The sequence below is a fragment of the Marvinbryantia sp. genome (assembly GCF_047017445.1).
GTDB lineage: Bacteria > Bacillota > Clostridia > Lachnospirales > Lachnospiraceae > Marvinbryantia.
Map to the genome: position 1 here is coordinate 183627 of NZ_JBKXTT010000007.1, position 19023 is coordinate 202649.

A 19023-nucleotide genomic window follows, 5' to 3' on the forward strand; every position below is an offset into this window, starting at 1 on the left:
CACGAAGATAAAAAATTCCCAGATCAGCTTTTGAAAGGAGGGTTGCGGTATGCCGACACCGGCAAAACCAGCTAAAATACTGGAAATGGAAAAACGTTCCCATAGAACGAAAAAAGAGATTGCGCAGCGGAAAAATGCAGAAGCAGCTCTTCTGACAGGGGTTGTTCTGAAGGAAAAGAGAGAAGTAAAAAATAATCAGATAGCTCATAAAGAATTTCAGAGACTTAGGAAGCTGCTGAAATCTATTGACAAAGACGATGACCTTTATGGTGAGACGATAAACAGATACTGTATGTTAATAGCTGAATGCGAGGAGTTCCAGCAGAAGAGAGAGAAGATATACGAACAGCTCTGCGACTTCCAGGAAAGGATGGAAGAACTTGTGGAGCGGGAGGAACTGTCATGGAAAGAAGCATATTCCACCGAGGTGTCCATGCAGCGTAACCTCGTGTCAATGGATAAGCAGATCCAGACAAAGCGAAAAATGCTGCTGGATATGGAGAAGGAAAATGTAATGACGATTGCATCTGCTTTGAGGTCGATACCTAAAAAGCCGGAGTCGAAGAAAAATGCCTTGAAGGAAGTGCTTTCGGGTGGTTAGAGACGGAAAAGCATATGCATATGCGAAATGGTGTCTGTCTGAAACAGAGGGAAAAGCACCTCGCTACGTAAAATTGCAGGCTGAAAAGTGGCTGGAGATTGCGGACGGTGAAAATCCGGATGCGTATGTGGATGAGGGAGCTTATGAGAAAATCTGTAAGCTCCTGCAGCTAATGATACATCCGGATCTGCATTGCAGCATGTATGATGGTCTGGAAGATTATGCGTGGCTGTTTATTGTTGCGTGCTTGTGCACGATGTGCAGGGCAGAATCAGAATATTATAAGCTTTCGGGAGATACTACCGGAAAGCTTAAGATCCGGTATTACCAGACGGGACTGCTGGAGATAGCAAGAAAAAATTACAAAACGTTTAATGCAGCGGTCATATTTATCCTGCTGATGCTTACGGAACCGGATTTTTCCCGGTTCTTTTCGGTTGCTCCGGAGCTGAAGCTTTCGCAGGAGCTGTACATCGCAGTCAAAAAGATTATCAAGAGCAGCCCGCTGCTGTTTGATGAAGAGGATCCGGTTTTTAAAATAAACCGGAAAGAAATCATCTGTCTCTTAAACGAGAACAATTATATTCCTCTTGCTTATTCGCAGGACAAGATGGATGGAAAGCTGGCAAATTGTTTTCTCGCAGATGAAGTTGCGGCGATGGATTCCTATCCTGTATCTGCCATGCGGACAAGCCAGAGAACCCTTCTGTCGAAGCTTGGGCTTATCATATCAACACAGTATCCAAACTACGACAACGGGTTTATCGTAGAACTCAGAATAGCAAAATCTGTGCTTGATGGGACGAGCAAAAAGCGCTATTTTGCGCTGATTTATGAACCGGATGACGAATTGAAGCAGGGAGATACATGGCAGACAGACGACAGATGTATTTACCAGGCGAATCCGGTATCCGTGCATAACAAAATTCACTTCCAGAGCATCGTGGATGACAGGGACACGGCTGTTCTATACGAGACTTACCGCCAGGAATTTCTGTGCAAAGCGCTAAACCTGCTCTACCGGAGCATTGGGACGGAGCAGTATATTGATCCGCAGAAAGTACGGCTTTGTGCAGATGATATCCCGCTTCCTTGGTGGCACGGCAGGCGGGTATGGATTGGGATGGACTTGTCTCAGACAGAAGATAATACTGCTGTGGCGATGGTAACGGAACATGAAGGAATTGTTTATGCCAAAGCTTTTGGATTTATTCCGAAAGACAGGATCCTCATCAAGAGCAAAAAAGAGGGCGTTGATTACAGGGAGCTTGTAAAATCCGGCGAATGCTTTGCGTGTGGCGGCGAGGTGATTTCTTATGGCTTTGTGGAAGACTTTATCATCCACACGTTGCAGGAGGAGTACGGAGTGGAGATTGAGCAGGTGGGGTATGATAGGTACAACGCTATTTCTACAGTACAAAAGCTGGAAGAAGCAGGAATTGAATGCGTGGAAATAAAACAGCATTCATCTGTGCTGCATATGCCGACAAAATGGCTTAAAGAAGTAATTCTTAGCGCCCTGTTCCGGTATGCAAGGAGTACGCTTCTGGAGATTAATTTCCAGAATGCCCGTGTAACTGAAGATACGAATAAAAATAAATATGTGAACAAAAAGAAGAGCGAAGGAAAGGTGGATCTCTGCGTTGCGCTGATCAATGCAATGTATCTGCTCCAGCAGGAACAGTTATATGGCAGTACTTTTGTGGTGCAGTGCTGATGACGAGCATTTTGAAGGGAGACAATCATAATGGGCATCTGGCCATTTGGCAGACGAAAAGAAGAGATACGGGCTGACACGGATGCGCAGAGCGGGAATATCGTGGAATCTGATGTGCTGCTCAGCGCATTGCTCGGAAAATCTGTGATATCGAAAGAAAAGGCACTGGAGATTCCGGCAGTGCAAGGGTGTATAAATCTGATTGCCGGGACCATTTCTACGCTGCCGATAAGACTGTACAAACAGAACAGCAACGGAACGGTAGAGGAGGTCCGGGGAGACCGCAGGGCGTTCATACTGAATAACGAAACAGGAGATACGCTGACGGCGACGCAGTTCTGGAGGGCAATCCTGGAGGATTATTTCCTCGGAAAAGGCGGTTATGCCTATATAAACCGTGTGGGGATGGAAGTATGGAGCCTGCATTACGTAGATGAGACATGTATTTCCTTCCAGTACAGCACAGACCCCATATTCAAGGACTATGACATTCTGGTGCAGGGGCAGAGGTACAAGCCGTACCAGTTTTTCAAGATCCTGCGGAAGACAAAAAATGGATGGGATTCCAGGAGTATCGTGGAGGAAAACCCGCTTCTGATTGCTGTTGCATACGCCTCAATGGTTTATGAGGAAAACATGGTCCGCAAAGGTGGAAACAAACGGGGCTTTCTGAAGTCGCAGAAATCTCTGACAAGGGATGCAATCGATGCACTGAAGGAAGCATTCCGTAAGTTGTACAGTAATTCCGAGGAAAACGTTGTTGTACTGAATAACGGCATTGAATTCCAGGAATCGTCGAATACATCTGTTGAGCTGCAGCTTAACGAAAATAAGGAATCCAACACGAAAAGTATCTGTGAGTGTATCGGGGTTCCTCCGGGTATGATTACCGGCGGAGCAACCGATAAAGATTTTGACAATTTCATAAGACTGTGCACCGGCATCATGAATGATATCGAGTGCAGCCTGGACCGTGACCTGCTTCTGGAATCAGAAAAAGGTCTTTTTTACTGGGCGTTTGACACGAAAGAGCTGACGCGCGGCAATATAAAGGAGCGGTACGAGGCATATAAAATCGCATTGGAGAAGAATTTCATGCAGATCGATGAAGTACGGGAAAAAGAGGATATGGAGCCGATGGGCTTTGACTGGATTACCCTTGGTCTGGACCAGGTGCTCTATAACCCGAAAACGGGGCAGATTTACACGCCCAATACCAATGCGGTCCAGAATATGAACAGTATGAACGCGGCACTTAATGGCGAAAACAGGGCATACACGGGACAGAATCTGATCATCACTGGACCGCCAGGAAGCGGAAAGACGACATGGGTACATGGACAGATGCAGCCGGGAGAGATGGTGCTGGATCTGGATTCCATTAAATGCGCCCTGTGCGGAAATGATGAAATGCATGGGCAGGTGGATGATGGGATGGTGCAGATACTCGGCACTGTCCGCGATGCAGTATATCGGGCGGTTTCCGAGCGGAAAAATCCGGGAAAGTGCTACATCATCACGACAGAAACAGACCTGCCGACGCTCCGTAATTGGCAGGTATATTTAAATGCAGAGCTGAAGGTGATGGATACTCCGAAGGAGATATGCCTGCAGCGCGTTCGGGATGACCCGACAAGACCGGACAAGCAGGTATTTTTCGGGCTGATTAATAAATGGTTCGATTCATGGAAGGGAGGTGAAGGGGTATGAGAGCAGAATTAAGGGCTGACGGGCTGCATATCAGCGGTTACGTCAATGTTCCGGGCAGGACATCCAGACCGGTTATGACACCGAGGGGCAGGGTGATCGAGGTTATTGAGCAGAGGGCTTTTGCTGAAGCGATTAGCAGGGCGGGAAATATCCGGCTTCTGCTGGATCACAACCAGTCGCGCGTGTTGGCATCCACGGAAGATGGCACGTTGAAAGCACGTGAAGATGAGATCGGGCTCCGGGCGGAATCGGTTGTTACGGATGCGGAAGTGATTGCAGGGGCAAAAGCTGGGAAATTAAAGGGATGGTCCTTTAATATGCGGAATGTGACGGATTCCATCGAAGAGCGTGCGGAAGGGCTTCCTATCCGCCATGTGAAGTCGTTTGACATGGATGAGATCACACTTGTCATGAACCGGCTTCCGGTCTATTCTTCCACATCCGTCGAGGTGCGGGCGGATACAGAGGAAGAGGTTGAAACGAGGGCGCTGTATATGGACACGGAATATAGCGAATATGCGCCGGAGGAAAAGCCAGGAAGCGTTGTAGACTATTCCGGCTATGAAAAACGTATCCAGGCGCTGGAACAGTAGATTTTATCAAAGGAGGAACAAGAAATGAATCTGAAAAAATTAATGGAACAGAGAGCGCAGCTCAAGGCAGAGCTGGACAGGATTCTGGAAACTGCGAAAACAGAAGAAAGAGCCATGACAGATGAGGAGAACACGAAATTTGAGGAGCTTGAAGGAAAGATCAAGAACCTCGATCGCACGATCAAGGCCGAGGAACGCGCGCGGGACCTTAATCTGAATGTCGTAGATGATAAAAAGAAGGAGGAACTGCGCGCAGAAGAAATTGCAGAACAGGAGGAAAGAGCGTTTGCGAATTACATCCGGGGCGTGGTTTCGGAGGAGAGAGCGGAAAATCTGACTGCCGGTGACAACGGGGCGGTGATCCCGGCATCCATTGCAAGCAAAATCCTTAAAAAGGTATATGATATCTGCCCAATCTACCAGCTTGCTACAAGATACGCGGTCGGTGGAACCCTTGCTATTCCGTACTATGATGAATCGGAAAACTCCATCACAATGGCATATGCTACGGAATTTACCGAGCTGCAGTCCTCATCCGGTAAATTCAAATCCATTGAGCTGAAGGGCTTCCTCGCAGGAGTACTGACAAAGGTGTCGAAGTCACTGGTCAATAACTCCTCTTTTGATATTGTGAATTTTGTGATCAATGCAATGGCGGAGGCAATCGTGAAATGGATTGAGAATGAATGTCTGAATGGAACGGCTGATAAGATCGATGGCATCTCCAAAGCTAAACAGGTTGTGACTGCGAAAGCGGAGGCGGCGATTACGCCGGATGAGCTGATTGACCTGCAGGAAGAGGTGCCGGACAGATACCAGCCGGGCTGTATCTGGATCATGAACAAGGCAACCAGGACATCGATCAGAAAGCTGAAGGACAATGACGGGAACTATATCCTGAACAAGGACGCTACTGCGAGATGGGGTTATACACTGTTCGGAAGCGATGTGTACTGCTCAGACAATATGCCGAAAATGGCAGCGGGTAAGACTGCAATTGTTTATGGTGACATGTCAGGGCTTGCCGTTAAGATTTCCGAGGGCATGAATATCGAGGTGCTGCGTGAGATTTTTGCAACTCAGCACGCGCTTGGCGTCGTTGGCTGGCTGGAAATGGACGCAAAAATCGAGGACGAGCAGAAAATCGCTGTTCTGAAGATGAAAGCGGCGGCACAGCAGGCAGACTAAACAGGAGGTGCTGCAAATGAAGATAAGGGCGCTGACAAGCTTCTGCGGCTCCCTGTGCATGGCAAAGGGGGAAATCCGCGAGTGCAGTGACGGTGCTGTACTTGCGGACCTGCTGGACGCAGGTTATATTGAGACAGTTGAGGCAAAGCCGGATGAAGCTGGCGAAGAGGCTGATGCTGCCCAAGAAAAGCCAGATGTGAGTGCTGGAGGAGATGCTCCGGCAGAGAAAACGGATGAAACTGGCGGAGACCGGAAAACATCTGTGAAATCCGGCAGAAAACGCGCTTCCGGCGAAAAAGGAGCTGATTCCAGTGAAAGTAAGTGAGATAACGGAAAAGGACGTGCTGGAATATATCCGGCAGGACGGGGGCAGCGCGCGGGAAGTTGAGCCGTTGCTCAGCGCTGCGCTCGCTTTTGTCCGGTCGTATACAGGGCTGACAGATGAAGAGATAGATGAGCACGAGGATTTTTATATTGTTGTGCTCATTCTCTGCCAGGATATGTATGATAACCGCGCACTTTATCCGGAAAAAAATAATCTCAATAAGGTTGTTGACACGATTCTGGGAATGCACCGGAAAAATCTGCTGTGAGGTGACGATTATGTATGTAAATCCGGGAAATCTGGATAAAAAAATCCAGATTATCAGACTGGTTCCGGGCGGAACGAATGCCAACGGTTTTCCAGTGCCGCCAACGGAAAGCATTGTCCGGGAACCGTGGGCACAGGTTACGAATACGAGCGGAAGCGAGATTATAAAAGCAAACTCGGAATTCTCGGAAGCAAAGAAGCGCTTTCTGATACGGTATGGGGAGGCAGAAATCAATACCGACATGATTGTGCGGTATGCCGGGAAGGATTATGACATCGAATATGTCAACCCATACCGGGAAGATAAGGATTACATGGAAATCTGGACAAAGATTTCGGAAAGGGTGTGAGCGCGGTGGCAAGAATGCGAGTGGAGGGGTTTGACGCACTGATGAAAGCGTTTGATAACTTTGCAGATATAACGGAGGTGTCTATTAAGGCTGTCAATGTAACGGCGCCGGTACTGGAGAAAAGCCTGAAAAACCAGATAGCCGGGGCAGTGAAGAAAGGCTATTCCGTCGATCATGAACTTGAGCGCTCAATCGCTGCACGTCCGGCAAAGAAAAACCAGTACGGTGTATTTTCAGTAATCGGACCTGTTGGAAGTGATTCAAAAGGAGTGTCCAACGCGAAGAAACTGGCGATTCTGGAATATGGTCGACGTGGTGGTTACAAAGACAGCAGGGGGCGGGAGGTACCGCCGCAGGAACCATGCGCCGGACTTAGAGATAAAGCAGTGGAAAGCGTCAGAAGCGAATGCAACGAACTTATCCAGAAAGGAATCGATTCTTATCTGGATAAGCTCTGGGGGTAGGATATGACAGTAAACGAAAAGATAATGCGGGCTCTGAAACCGCTCGGAATTCCGGTTGTTGCGGATTTTTCCGGCGGAGGGGAAAAAGAATATATCACGTTCAATTATGCATCAGATGAAGCAGCATTATCGGGAGATGATGGACCGATGGAAGTGGTCGCATCCATGCAGATTCATTATTTTCTTCCTATGGACAGGGATTATCTTTCCATCAAAAAGCGGATTCGCAAAGCGTTATTTTCAGCTGGGTTTACCTATCCATCAGTAGAGCACCTGACGGAACCGGAGGGGAATATCCGTCATCTGATTTTTGAATGCGAAATTGAAAATGATGATGAATTGGAGTGTTGATGCGAGATTGAAAATGACGATGAATTAGAGGACTGATGCAAAGTTGAAAGCGATAACGCATCAGAGTAATCATTAACAGACCTGTGGGTCTTTAAAACTAAAGGAGGAGTTTGATATGGCACATATTGGCATGAAATACCCGGTGGCGGCACCGTGGAAAGAAGGAAACAATTATGATGCAGGCTATGTCGTGGGTAAGGCAATCAGTTTTACCGGGACGCCGAATAAAAATGACACAACGCTTTATGCAGATGACGGGGCGTCGGAGACGGATCTGTCTGTAAGGGACTGGGGAACATCGCTCAGCACGGATGATTTGTCACTGAAGGTGCAGGCTGATTTGCTGGGACACACCTACAAAGAGGCTGCGGGCACGGGTGATGCGGCTACCCCGGAAGAAATTGAAATCGGGACGGACGATGTCGCTCCGTATGTTGGGATGGGCTTTTACAAGCGCCGCAGAAAGAATAACATCACATCGTTTACTGCAATTTGGCTGTATAAAGTGCAGAACAGTGAGCCGACAGAGAATGCAGAAACGAAAGGTGAATCCACAAACTTCCAGACACCGACGATCGAAGGAAAGGCGTTCCCGGTGGAAATCAAGGATGAAGATGGAAATGTAAAAATGTCCATCGGCAAAAGGCTTATTTTCAGCACAGAGGCAGCTGCCAAGGCATGGCTGGATAAGCAGGCAAAAATCGGACAGGCATCTGCTTAACGGGAGGGTGAAATGAGCGATTTAAGACCGAAGGGCGTTGAGATAGAACTTGGTGGGCAGAAGAGAAATCTTCTGTTCACCATTAACGCGATTGATGAAATCCAGGCAAGATGTAACATGCCGCTGATTGACGTCATGCAGTATGCAGCGAAAGCGGCTGACGGGAAGATGGACCATGAGACGCTGGACTATTTCCGGGCAGTTGTTACGACACTTGTGAATGATGCGGACGGGGAGCAGCACAGCGAAAAAGAGGTCGGAAGATTTCTCACGCTCGAAAATTACAGACCTGTTGCATGGAAGGTACTGGAAGCATATGGTCTTTCCATGCCGGATCCGGACGAAGATGAAGAGAACGACGAAGAAGAGGATGGGGATGAAAACCCAAAAGCAGGGACCGGGCAGTAAATATTGCCCGGCTGCTCTATGTTGGAGGAAAGATTTTAAATTATTCGGAAAATGAGACATTCCGGATGACGCTGAGAAAGTTTTATCTGATCTATGATGAATACCTAGAACTGAGCGGACATAAGAAGAAAGAACCTAATCTGTTGGATATGTTTTAGGGGCTGTGTGGGCGGCTCCTTCCGGGGAAGGTGATAATTACCATATATGATACTATTCCAATTTATGGAAATAGCTGCTATAATGGGCGTATCACATATGAGGGAGGGGTTTACCTATGAGGACAAAAAAGGCAGTGACTGTTATAGGTATTTGTGTATCATTACTTGTAGCTAGTAATGCGAGCCGTGTAGCAGCGGAAGACAATGAATTTAAGGCGCAGAAAGATATCTTAACGCATACGGCAACTGCATTGAAGGAGCAATCATTTGATGCAGGTGTCTGTATTAAGCTGTTTGAGGATAACTATGATGATGTTTCGAAAATGACAGAATACGAAACATCAGATGCAATGGCCGGGTTCTTCTTTGCAAGTGTTTATCTTAGCACCTGTTACGATGATGGGACATATGCGCATGAGATTGGTCAAGAGGCAGTAGTTGGTCTGGAGGAATTGTATAAAGGCTATGTAAATGAATTCCAAAGTCATATTAAAACAGCATATGGTTATTATGATGAAATAATGAATAAGGATAATGAGAATGATTCGCAGTCGGATATGACAATGGGACAGAAAAATGCGCTTACTAGTGCTTTGAGTTATTTGGATTATTCAGCATTCTCATATACTGGGCTGATAGAGCAGCTTGAATATGAAGGATATTCAAATGAAGATGCAGTTTTTGCTGTTGATAATTGTGGGGCTGACTGGAATGAACAGGCAGCAAAGTCAGCTAAATCTTATTTGGAATATTCTGCATTTTCGCGAGACGGATTAATTGAACAACTGGAGTATGAAGGGTTTACTCATGAACAGGCCGTCTACGGTGTAGAATCTAATGGTTATTGAAAATAGTGTAATAAAGCATAGGAGATGAGGGCGAAGAAATTCGTCCTCATCTTTACCAAAACTAAATAACGAACGCAAAGAGACAGTCGAGCAAGGCTGTCTTTTTTGTGCGCAAAATTCAAAACTATCAAGGAGGAATAGATGATGAATGAAGTAATTAATGTAGCAAATAAAACACCGATTGAAATTGCATTGCAGATTGATGACGAGGGGTATACAACGTCAAAGAAATTGTATTCTTGGCTTGAACTTAACCCAGCGCATTATGCCAGATGGGTAAAAGAAAATATAACCGAAAACCCGTTTGCGGAAGAAAATGAGTTTTCGCCACTAAAGGTGAAAACCTCAAAGCAGGGCGGCAGACCAACAGAAGATTACCGGATTACCGCTTCTTTGGCAAAGCGCATCTCAATGGCAACAAAATCAGAGCGCGGAGAGGACGCACGGAAATATTTTCTGGGCTGTGAACAGGCGTTGAAACTGGTAGCGGAAGCTAATCACAAAAAGGAACTTGAACGTGCAAAGGGAATTGCTGTGCGGCAGGCATTGACGAAAGCACTCCAGCAGTCGAACGAAAATGAGCGTATGCATGGGCACGCGTACTCGACCTATACCAATGTAATCTATAAATCCATCTTTGGAAAAAACGCCAGCCAGCTCCGGGAAGAGTATGGTATCGGCAAAAAGGATAATCTGCGGGATTACTTCAGCGAGGAAGAATTAAAAGCGGTGCAGTCTGCTGAAATGCTGGTAAGCGGGCTTATAAGTTATGGATGGGGATACGACCAGATTAAGGATTTTATAATGCAGAATGTGCCGAAACAGCTTGCTGCATAATTTTATAAAATAATGCTGCGCAAAATGGGAGAAAACTTATTGAAAAATACTATGCGTATGGTATGATGGAAGAAAATACCATTTGAGGGAGGATTTGGTTATGAGGAAAATATTTATTTTACTGTGCGCTGCTTGCATATTACTCTTGCCATCCAATATTGTAGTTGCGGAAACGTATCCTGAAGTTGAGTGGAATGAGACCCTTATGTCCGGTTTTTTTGTGCTTGAGCCGGACGAAGTAATTGAATTAACAGACAATATTGCGTTGTATTATTACAATATAGTATTAAAGGATACAACATTTAATTGGAGGTTAGTGCTGACTGAGGACGAGTTTGATATTTATGATTACATGGAAGGATATCATAAAGCTTTTAAAGAAGATGCTAAAAACGAGCGGATTCATTGTTTAATATATTGTGCGGAGAAAAAAGAGGATAGAACTTCTACATGTATTCGTTTATCGGATCAATCGATAGACGCAACTGTACACAAATATGTTTCCGGAGAAACAATGGATGCAAATTTAATGTTTACCGGAGAATACATAAAAGAGCGAGTTGTTGATGTAGATACGGGATTTTATTATGACTATGATACCGGAGAAACAGGAACTCTGGATGAAGTCAATGATGAGGTTAAAGAAGAAAATCCGGTTAGTGAAAGCAGTGAAAAAAAGATGGAATCTCAAACAGAATATGTAGAAAAAGTATGGATTCCAAGTAGTGGATCAAAATACCACCGTAAGTCAACGTGTAGTGGTATGGATTCTCCAAGGGAGGTAAGTAGAGCAGAAGCGGAACAAATGGGATATGAACCGTGTAAGCGATGTTACTGATTTGCAAAAGTGAATATACAGATTTTTGAGACCGGAGAAATCTGGTCTCATTTTTATAAAATAATACTTGACAAATATTGTACGGGCGCATATTATAATAAATGTACGGGCAATATTTGGAGGTGATTAGATGAGCCCAGCAGGAAGACCTAAAATAGAAAATCCCAAAAATATACGTCTGGAAATCAGACTTACCGAACAAGAACATGAGCTATTGAATGAGTGTGCAGAAAGACTTAGTTCAACTAAAACGGAGGTTATAAATAAAGGGATTCAAATGGTTAAAGAAGAACTGGATAAAAAATAGAAGTTGCCCCGCTACCAACGACTGCAACTTCTAAATCCACACCAGAAGTCTCCTTCTGATAAATCTATCATATCAGATGGCGAGACTTCTTTCAAGAAAAATTTGAAAGGAGATTTTTAATTATGAGAATCAAAACATCAGAAAATTATCGGGGGGGGGTATTCCCCGACGAAGCAAGCTTCCAGAGGATTTACGAGGAATGTCTGGAGAACGGGTCGCAGGTGTCACAGAAAACCAGAGACTCTTATGATAAAATGCAGACATGGTTTGAGGAATATGTCTGCGCTATACAGGAAGATACTTTCCGATATGCCTATCAGTGTGGTTACGAAGCCGCGCAAAAAGAGATTGCGGAACATAGTGCTCCTGCAATTCTGGCGGAAGGCGGTGATGCTGCATGAGTAAGAAGCTTGTGACAAAAGAAATACCGGATATTCTGCCAGTGTCTGCTGAAAATTTAAGTAGTCTGGAAGTGTGGCTGCTTTTAAAACAATATGATGTTAAAAATCCCGCCGAATTTGTTGTATGTCGGAGAAAGATGGAAACTATTCTGGTTAATAAAGAATTACCGGATATCGAGGAGACGATACAGTTGATTAATCGAATTATGGCTGTGAAGTACCTGGACAAGGCAGAAGGATTATTTGAACAGTTTAAAAAGTTACAAGGGGAACGTGCATCCACTGTACTTCTGTACATCTGGATGGGCTGGCGGAAAGAAAGACAGGCAGCAGATTTAAATAAACGCGCACTGAATACGCTGAATGAAATCAAGAGGAACAGGCTGGTACGGAAATCCAGAAAAGAGAAGGATATGATTTCAGAACTGTTTGATATTGGTTTCGGTGTATATAATGATGAAGCGAAATGCGACTGGGATAAGGGCAAAGAATATGTTTTCGAGTATGGCTATATGCAGGGTATGAAGGCAGCAAAGGCAGAAATGAAAGCGAGGGCAGCGGTATGAACGAGATTATGAAAAGTACAATTACTTCAATGGAAGTTGCGGAGATGGTGGATAAGCGACATGCCGATTTGTTGAAGGATATTAGAAAATACTGCAGTCAGTTAGTTGAGGGAAAAATTCCCCTCAATGATTTCTTCACAGAAAGCACCTACGCCTCAGAAAATAACCGCACAGTGCCCTGCTACCTCGTCACCAAGAAAGGCTGCGAATTTATTGCCCACAAACTTACCGGGCAGAAGGGAACGGAATTTACAGCGCGCTACATAAACCGGTTCCATCAGATGGAAGAGGGAATAGGTATCATCGCTGCCGAGAAAATCCCGGTTGGCGAAGTAGCCAAACTTGCAAACGTCATGGACAGGGTGGCGGTAAGACAGAACCTTGCTCCACACCGGATTGCCGCGAATTTAAAGGCAATCTTCGAGCAGTTTGGCATCCGGCTGACAGATGATTTTGTGAAGGTGCCGGAATATGAGCAGTTAAAGCTGCCGGTAGAATAAATATATTTTATCACTAAACGCAAAGCGCTCAGAAATGGGCGCTTTTATAATGCAGATTTTTATGAGGTATAACTATGGCAGGAAAGAAAATTGGGTGTATACTTGCCCTTGATGGAGAAAGAGAATTTACTGCAGCAGTGCAGGCGGCGCAGAAGAGCACAAAGTTGTTTGAAGCGCAGTTAAAAGGGCTGGCTGAAAAATTTGAAGGTAATGCAAACTCAATGGATTATCTGCGCCAGAAGCAGGAGCTGCTTAAACAGCAGCAGGGAGCGTACCAGAAGCAGCTCGAAGCGGCGCAAGCAGGGCAGAAAAAAGCGAATGAAAACTACCGTGAGCAGAGCAAGCGTCTGGAGGAACTGGATAAACAGCTTAAGTCAGCAAGACAGGCGCAGGAGCAGATGGAAGCATCCGGGCAGCAGGGCACAAAAGAGTACGAGGAGCAGGCGAAGGCGGTTTCAGAGCTGGAAAAGGCTTATGATAAACAGAATATTGCCCGGACGAAGGAAATCGGCAGTATCGCTGAATGGGACAAAAAGGTTTATGAAGCGGAAAAGTCTCTGAAAAAGCAGAATGATGAAATAGAGAAAAATGAACAGTATCTGAAAGAAGCAGAACAGGCGACGGATCACTGCGCGACCAGCATTGATAAGATGGGGCAGGAAGCGAAACAGACATCGCAGGAGATGGAAGTATTTGGTGACGCTGCGGATGGAGTCACGCAGATCACGACGACGCTGGGGGATAAAGTGGCTTCCGCCTTTGTGGATAAAGGAGCTTCAGCCGCTCTGGACCTGTTGAAGAAAGGCGCGGAAGCCGTAAAGGAATCCATGTACGATTTAAGCGGCGCATCCGCAAAGCTTGCTGCGAGCACCGGTTTTTCCGAAGCCGCCGCGAAGAAATACCAGGCTGTCATGAAACAGATAAAGGGTGACAACTTCGGGAAAAGCTATGGTGATGTGGCGGATGCTATGAGCGAGGTCATCCAGATCATGGGCGAACTGGATGATTCCTCCATGACGGAGATCACAGAATCCGCCATCACCCTGCGCGATACCTTCGACATGGATGTCAACGAATCTATCCGCGCGGTCGATGTCATGATGAAGACGATGGGCGTGGATGCCACGACCGCATTTGACCTCATCACGAAAGGCGCGCAGAACGGACTGAACCGCTCCGGGGAACTGACGGACAACCTTACGGAGTATGCCCAGATCTGGGGACAGGCAGGCTTCTCCGCGGAAGAGATGTTTGCCATCCTGGAAAATGGTCTGGACGCCGGGGCATATAACCTTGACAAGGTAAATGACTATGTAAAGGAATTCGGGAACTCCCTCGCAGACGGGCGTATCGGGGACAACATTGACTATTTCTCGGACGGCACAAAGAAATTATTTGAAGAATGGAAAAACGGGAAGGCATCGACGAGCGATGTCTTTTATTCTGTTATAAACGACCTGTCGGAGATGGAGAACCAGCAGCAGGCGCTGACGATCGCAAGCGAGGTATGGTCGTCGCTCGGCGAGGACAACGCTATGCAGGTGATCACTGCCTTGGATGATGTGAACGATGCCTACAAGAATGTGCGCGGCACGATGGACAGTCTGAAGGAAGTGCGCTATTCCGATCTGGAAAGCGCGGTATCCGGTCTCGGCTCTGCAATCCAGGAGAATCTTGTCACTCCGATTGCAGATGCAGCACTGCCGAAGATCACGGGTCTGTTTGAGACTGCGACAGAAGTTGTCAACGGCATCGGGGAGGAGATCACGCCGCAGAAAAGCATCCTGGACGAGTTTGTCGAAGATATAAAAGCATCTAACGATGAAGTAGAAAAGGCACTGGAAAGCGCACAGGCCGTAGTGGATAATGCGACGGACGATGTGGAAAATTTGGAAGCGTACAAAACAGTGCTGATGGATCTGAATGAGCAGGAAAATCTGACGGAATTCCAGAAGTACCAGTTAGAGAGTGCAGTGCACGCACTGGGAGATTCGGTTCCCGGACTGACGGAAGCGTTTAACGAAGAGACGGGTGTACTGAATGCAACAAACGAAGAACTGGAGGCAATGTTCAAAAACGCGGAAGGGCTCGCGATGAAAAACGCGCTCCTGAAAGCGGAACAGCAGACCTACGAGGCACTGGCACAGGCAACGCTGGATAAAGCGCGGGCGGATGACGCAGTAAGACAGGCACAGGAAGAGTATGATGCCACACTGGAGAAAAGCAGGAAGTACGTGGAGGAAAACGGCACCGCGTTCAATAATTACGAAGGAGCAGTAATCAGTGCAAGCGATACGTTATGGGACGCGCAGCGGGCGCAGGAAGAGGCGAACAAGACTTTCAAAAAAGCAAAAGGGCAGGCAGATGATGAGAGCGCTGCACTGGAGCGGATCGCGGAACAGTATGGTCTGCTGCCGGAGAGCGCGAAAGAAGCGTCAGACAGCATAAATACGGTAGGGGATGCAGCAGGGGAAACTGCGCGCGTACTTGATGAATACGGAAACGATCTGACCGGTCTGTCCGAAGAGGAAGCAGCAGCCGTGACAGCAGCATCCGAGAAAATTGCAGAAGCCTACAGCAACATGCGGGATTCGATTGCCGGATCCATAGAAGGGACAGTATCACTGTTTGATGAATTTTCTGGCGGAGCGGAAGTAACGGCGGACGAGATCCTTACAAACCTCGAATCCCAGAAAGCCGGTATCGAGCAGTGGAGCGAAAACATGAAGATACTGGGCGAGGAAGCCGGGGGAAACATGTCGCAGGAGCTGTATGACGCGCTGGCTGAAATGGGACCGGAATCTGCAAATCTTGTACAGACACTTGTGGATACGCTCGGCTCGGACGCTGAGAAATTCAAGGAAATAGCCGATTTGTACGCAGAGAACCTAAAACTGCAGGATGATGCCGATGCAATCGCAGGCTATACTTCGGTCGGGGAGGGCATCAAAGAAAATATCGAAAAAGGTCTGGACGGCATCGATGAGGCAGTGGCTGAAAAGATACAGGGAAAGATAGCAGATGCTGCGGACGATATAGAAACAACGCAGTTCCGGCAGAAAAGCCAGGAATTTGTAAAGCCGATCGCTGAAGGAATACAGAGCGATACCAGCATAAGGGATGCGCTTACGGAAGTAGTAGGAAACGCAATTTCGGCAGTAGAGGGACAGGCGGATGACTATCGGCAGGCAGGGGCTGCGCTCGGCGAGAAAATATCCGAAGGGCTGCAGGAGGCTGTATCGGAATCTGACGGCACACTGATCCTGAATCCGGACGGTATCAGCGAAAAAAGCAGTGATTACGAAACGGCAGGGCGCACGCTCGGGGAAGCCGTCGTAAAAGGCCTGCAAGACACGCAGAAGAGCATCAACGATGCGCTGACTCCGGGAACAGAAGGAATCACCGGAAAATCGGAAGAGTACAGCGCAGCCGGGACAGCCCTCGGGGAAGCTTTTGCAGGCGGCTTGGAAAATGCAGAAAAAAGCGCATCCGGTGCCGGGGATACGGTTGCCGGTGGAGCAGCAAAGGCAATGCTGGATAAATCCAGAGATTTTCAGACTGCCGGGCAGCAGTCGGCACAGTCATATATTAATGCACTAAATGCCGCACGCCAGCAGGCGGCCCAGGCAGGCGGTGCTATCGCTTCCTCTGCGCGCAGCGCAGTGGCATCCTGGGAAAACTCGTTCTATAACGTCGGCTATAACATGGCGTCCGGCGTAGCTTCCGGCATTTACGGGGGAGCGAGTGGTGCTGTCAATGCGGCGGTAAATATGGCGTCGCGGACGCTGGCAGCGGCAAAGGCGGCGCTGGAGATTAAATCGCCGTCCAGAAAATTCCAGAGAGATGTCGGTGAACGCATCTCCGAAGGAACGGCATTCGGCATCACGCGGAAGGCATCCCTTGCCGGAAAAGCTGCGAAAAAGATGTCCGCAAAGGTCTACACCAATGCTACATCCTGGCTGTCGAAATATAAGAAATCCCACCAGGTATCCCTGGAGGATGAAAAGTGGTACTGGCAGCAGGTGCAGAAGCACGTAAAGAAAGGTACCGATGCCTACACAAAGGCTGCACAGAAGATCAAGCAGATAAGCATCCAGCAGACCGGGGTATCCTCTTCGCTGGCAGGGCAGATCGCGAAAAACTTCGGGGTCTCGAAGACAACGACCACCGGCAGCGGGAAGAAAAAAAAGACCACCAAAAAGGACGATGCCACTTATTACAGCGAGATCTACTCTGCTGCAGAGAAGTATCTGTCAAATTACGAGACACTGCATAACGTGTCATTGAAGCAGGAAAAAGCCTACTGGGTAGGAGTGCAGAAGCAGCTCAAAAAAGGCACACAGGGATATTACGACGCCCAGAAGCAGATCAATTCCATCAACGACCAGATCGCGCAGGCGGCAAAAGACCGGCTGACCACACAGGCATCCGTGCAGGACAGCATCCTTGATAAATATAAGGTCTATTACAAGGTATCCGCAAAGGCGGAGATGGATTACTGGAATACCGCCAGAAAGCAGTTTAAGACCGGGACAGATGAGCGCATCGAAGCAGACCGGAAATACTTTGAAGCGATGCAGGAGTGGTACGACCAGAGGAAAGAACTGGACGAGGATTACCTGGAAAACAGCAAAGATATCAACGATCAGCTCGCAGACAGCGTAAAGGAATTGCAGGACGCATATAAGGATGCGGTCGCCGAACGGAAGCAGGACATCCTCTCCTCCATGGATCTTTTCGAGGCGTGGGACGCGGACGGTTACACCATGGACACACTCCTGCACAACCTGCAGACACAGGTAGCAGGTCTTGCCCTGTGGGAGCAGCAGCTGGAAAAGTTAAAGAAGCGCGGGATCTCCACGGATCTCTACGACTACCTGCTGGAGCAGGGACCGGACGCGGCGGCAAACATCTATTCACTTGCAAATGCGACAGATGCGCAGCTTACGGAATACGAGAAGTTGTTTAAGCAGAAAAATGCCCTTGCGCAGTCACAGGCGGTGCAAGATAACGAATCCCTCCGGCAGGAGACCAATAAAGAGATCGCGCAGCTCCGCACGGAAGCGCAGGCGGAATTAAACGCGCTGAACGCAGACTACCGCGCGGCACTGCAGGAACTGAACGCGGGCATGGATTCCTCGCTGAAAAACCTGCTCGCAAAGGCCGGAAAGGTCGGGGAGGATGCGGTATCCGGTCTGGTTGGCGGGATAAAAAGCGCTGCGGATTCCGTAGAGGTCTATAAGAGCACGACCAAAGTCGTATCCAAAGTATCATCGGGGCTTTCCGCGCTGAAGAAAGAAGGCGGAGAGATCGGCTCCAGTACCCTGGACGGCATCCTTGCGGGGATGCTGGATGACGCGAAGATCCAGACGTCTGCGCAGAAAGTGATACAGTCGATCAAGCGCGCGATGGAAGAGGAGGCAGAGATCCACAGCCCGTCACGCCTCTTCCGGCGCGAGACCGGTCCGCAGATACCTGCCGGGGTAGCACTCGGCATGGAGGACGGCACGCCAGCGGCGGTGAGATCCGCACAGGAGATGATGCAGGAGACGCTTGACGCGGCGCAGGAAGAGATGGCAAAGCGCCAGACAGAGCTGCAGACATCCATCCCGGATTATTCCGGCGTCATGCGGCTAAACCGGATGCTGGAGGATTACCAACCGCAGGCATCGGTGGTAAATGTGGATAATAGCGGGATGATGGAGATGATGCAGCAGATGATGTCCGGCATGCACGACATGGTAGAGGAAATCAAGAACATGAAGATTGTGCTCGACACCGGGGAGACGGTCGGGGCACTGCAGAAGCCCCTGAGCCAGGAAAATGCAGCCGTGGCGGGCAGAAGAAGGCGACCGCGATAGAGACATAGAGAC

At 47.8% G+C, this 19023-nt stretch carries 20 protein-coding genes; all 20 read left to right on the forward strand.

Features of this window, described 5'->3' with window-relative positions; translation table 11 throughout:
- Positions 1 to 49: 49 nt before the first annotated feature.
- Positions 50 to 601, forward strand: coding sequence for a hypothetical protein (locus ACLU9Q_RS10265; protein ID WP_296836780.1), 552 nt, complete (start codon positions 50 to 52; stop codon positions 599 to 601).
- Complete coding sequence (locus ACLU9Q_RS10270) at positions 594 to 2318, forward strand: terminase TerL endonuclease subunit (protein WP_296836777.1); 1725 nt, start codon at positions 594 to 596, stop codon at positions 2316 to 2318. Before ACLU9Q_RS10265 ends, ACLU9Q_RS10270 begins: the two co-directional genes overlap by 8 nt.
- Before the next feature lie 30 nt (positions 2319 to 2348).
- Positions 2349 to 4028, forward strand: a complete 1680-nt coding sequence (locus tag ACLU9Q_RS10275) for a phage portal protein (protein WP_296836775.1) — start codon at positions 2349 to 2351, stop codon at positions 4026 to 4028.
- Positions 4025 to 4621, forward strand: coding sequence for an HK97 family phage prohead protease (locus tag ACLU9Q_RS10280; protein ID WP_296836772.1), 597 nt, complete (start codon positions 4025 to 4027; stop codon positions 4619 to 4621). The genes ACLU9Q_RS10275 and ACLU9Q_RS10280 overlap by 4 nt, the downstream gene beginning before the upstream one ends.
- 24 nt (positions 4622 to 4645) lie before the next feature.
- A complete protein-coding gene (locus ACLU9Q_RS10285; protein WP_296836769.1) occupies positions 4646 to 5809 on the forward strand; it encodes a phage major capsid protein in 1164 nt (387 codons plus the stop codon).
- 16 nt (positions 5810 to 5825) lie between these two features.
- Positions 5826 to 6134, forward strand: coding sequence for a hypothetical protein (locus ACLU9Q_RS10290; RefSeq protein ID WP_296836766.1), 309 nt, complete (start codon positions 5826 to 5828; stop codon positions 6132 to 6134).
- On the forward strand, positions 6121 to 6402 hold the full coding sequence (locus ACLU9Q_RS10295; RefSeq protein ID WP_296836763.1) for a head-tail connector protein: 282 nt from the start codon (positions 6121 to 6123) through the stop codon (positions 6400 to 6402). The genes ACLU9Q_RS10290 and ACLU9Q_RS10295 overlap by 14 nt, the downstream gene beginning before the upstream one ends.
- 10 nt (positions 6403 to 6412) lie before the next feature.
- Positions 6413 to 6751, forward strand: coding sequence for a phage head closure protein (locus tag ACLU9Q_RS10300; protein ID WP_296836760.1), 339 nt, complete (start codon positions 6413 to 6415; stop codon positions 6749 to 6751).
- Positions 6752 to 6756: 5 nt separating this feature from the next.
- Positions 6757 to 7215 carry a hypothetical protein gene (locus tag ACLU9Q_RS10305; RefSeq protein WP_296836756.1) on the forward strand — a complete coding sequence of 153 codons (459 nt, stop codon included), beginning with the start codon at positions 6757 to 6759 and terminating at the stop codon, positions 7213 to 7215.
- Between the two features lie 3 nt (positions 7216 to 7218).
- Positions 7219 to 7566, forward strand: a complete 348-nt coding sequence (locus ACLU9Q_RS10310) for a phage tail protein (RefSeq protein WP_296836754.1) — start codon at positions 7219 to 7221, stop codon at positions 7564 to 7566.
- Between the two features lie 115 nt (positions 7567 to 7681).
- Entirely contained in the window at positions 7682 to 8287 is a 606-nt protein-coding gene (locus ACLU9Q_RS10315) for a major tail protein (RefSeq protein WP_296836751.1), read from the forward strand.
- Between the two features lie 12 nt (positions 8288 to 8299).
- Complete coding sequence (locus ACLU9Q_RS10320; protein ID WP_296836748.1) at positions 8300 to 8695, forward strand: hypothetical protein; 396 nt, start codon at positions 8300 to 8302, stop codon at positions 8693 to 8695.
- A 274-nt stretch (positions 8696 to 8969) separates the two neighbouring features.
- The gene (locus ACLU9Q_RS10325) at positions 8970 to 9701 is read left to right on the forward strand and encodes an Ltp family lipoprotein (RefSeq protein ID WP_412625182.1); all 732 of its coding nucleotides are present in this window, start codon (positions 8970 to 8972) and stop codon (positions 9699 to 9701) included.
- A gap of 141 nt (positions 9702 to 9842) precedes the next feature.
- Entirely contained in the window at positions 9843 to 10538 is a 696-nt protein-coding gene (locus ACLU9Q_RS10330) for an antA/AntB antirepressor family protein (RefSeq protein WP_412625183.1), read from the forward strand.
- 100 nt (positions 10539 to 10638) lie between these two features.
- The gene (locus tag ACLU9Q_RS10335; RefSeq protein WP_412625184.1) at positions 10639 to 11376 is read left to right on the forward strand and encodes a hypothetical protein; all 738 of its coding nucleotides are present in this window, start codon (positions 10639 to 10641) and stop codon (positions 11374 to 11376) included.
- 130 nt (positions 11377 to 11506) lie between these two features.
- Complete coding sequence (locus tag ACLU9Q_RS10340; protein ID WP_412625185.1) at positions 11507 to 11683, forward strand: CopG family transcriptional regulator; 177 nt, start codon at positions 11507 to 11509, stop codon at positions 11681 to 11683.
- A gap of 122 nt (positions 11684 to 11805) precedes the next feature.
- A complete protein-coding gene (locus ACLU9Q_RS10345) occupies positions 11806 to 12084 on the forward strand; it encodes a hypothetical protein (protein ID WP_412625186.1) in 279 nt (92 codons plus the stop codon).
- The gene (locus tag ACLU9Q_RS10350) at positions 12081 to 12650 is read left to right on the forward strand and encodes a hypothetical protein (RefSeq protein WP_296836737.1); all 570 of its coding nucleotides are present in this window, start codon (positions 12081 to 12083) and stop codon (positions 12648 to 12650) included. Before ACLU9Q_RS10345 ends, ACLU9Q_RS10350 begins: the two co-directional genes overlap by 4 nt.
- Positions 12647 to 13150, forward strand: a complete 504-nt coding sequence (locus tag ACLU9Q_RS10355; protein WP_296836735.1) for a Rha family transcriptional regulator — start codon at positions 12647 to 12649, stop codon at positions 13148 to 13150. Before ACLU9Q_RS10350 ends, ACLU9Q_RS10355 begins: the two co-directional genes overlap by 4 nt.
- Positions 13151 to 13224: 74 nt before the next feature.
- Positions 13225 to 19011, forward strand: coding sequence for a phage tail tape measure protein (locus ACLU9Q_RS10360; RefSeq protein WP_412625187.1), 5787 nt, complete (start codon positions 13225 to 13227; stop codon positions 19009 to 19011).
- Positions 19012 to 19023: the final 12 nt, after the last annotated feature.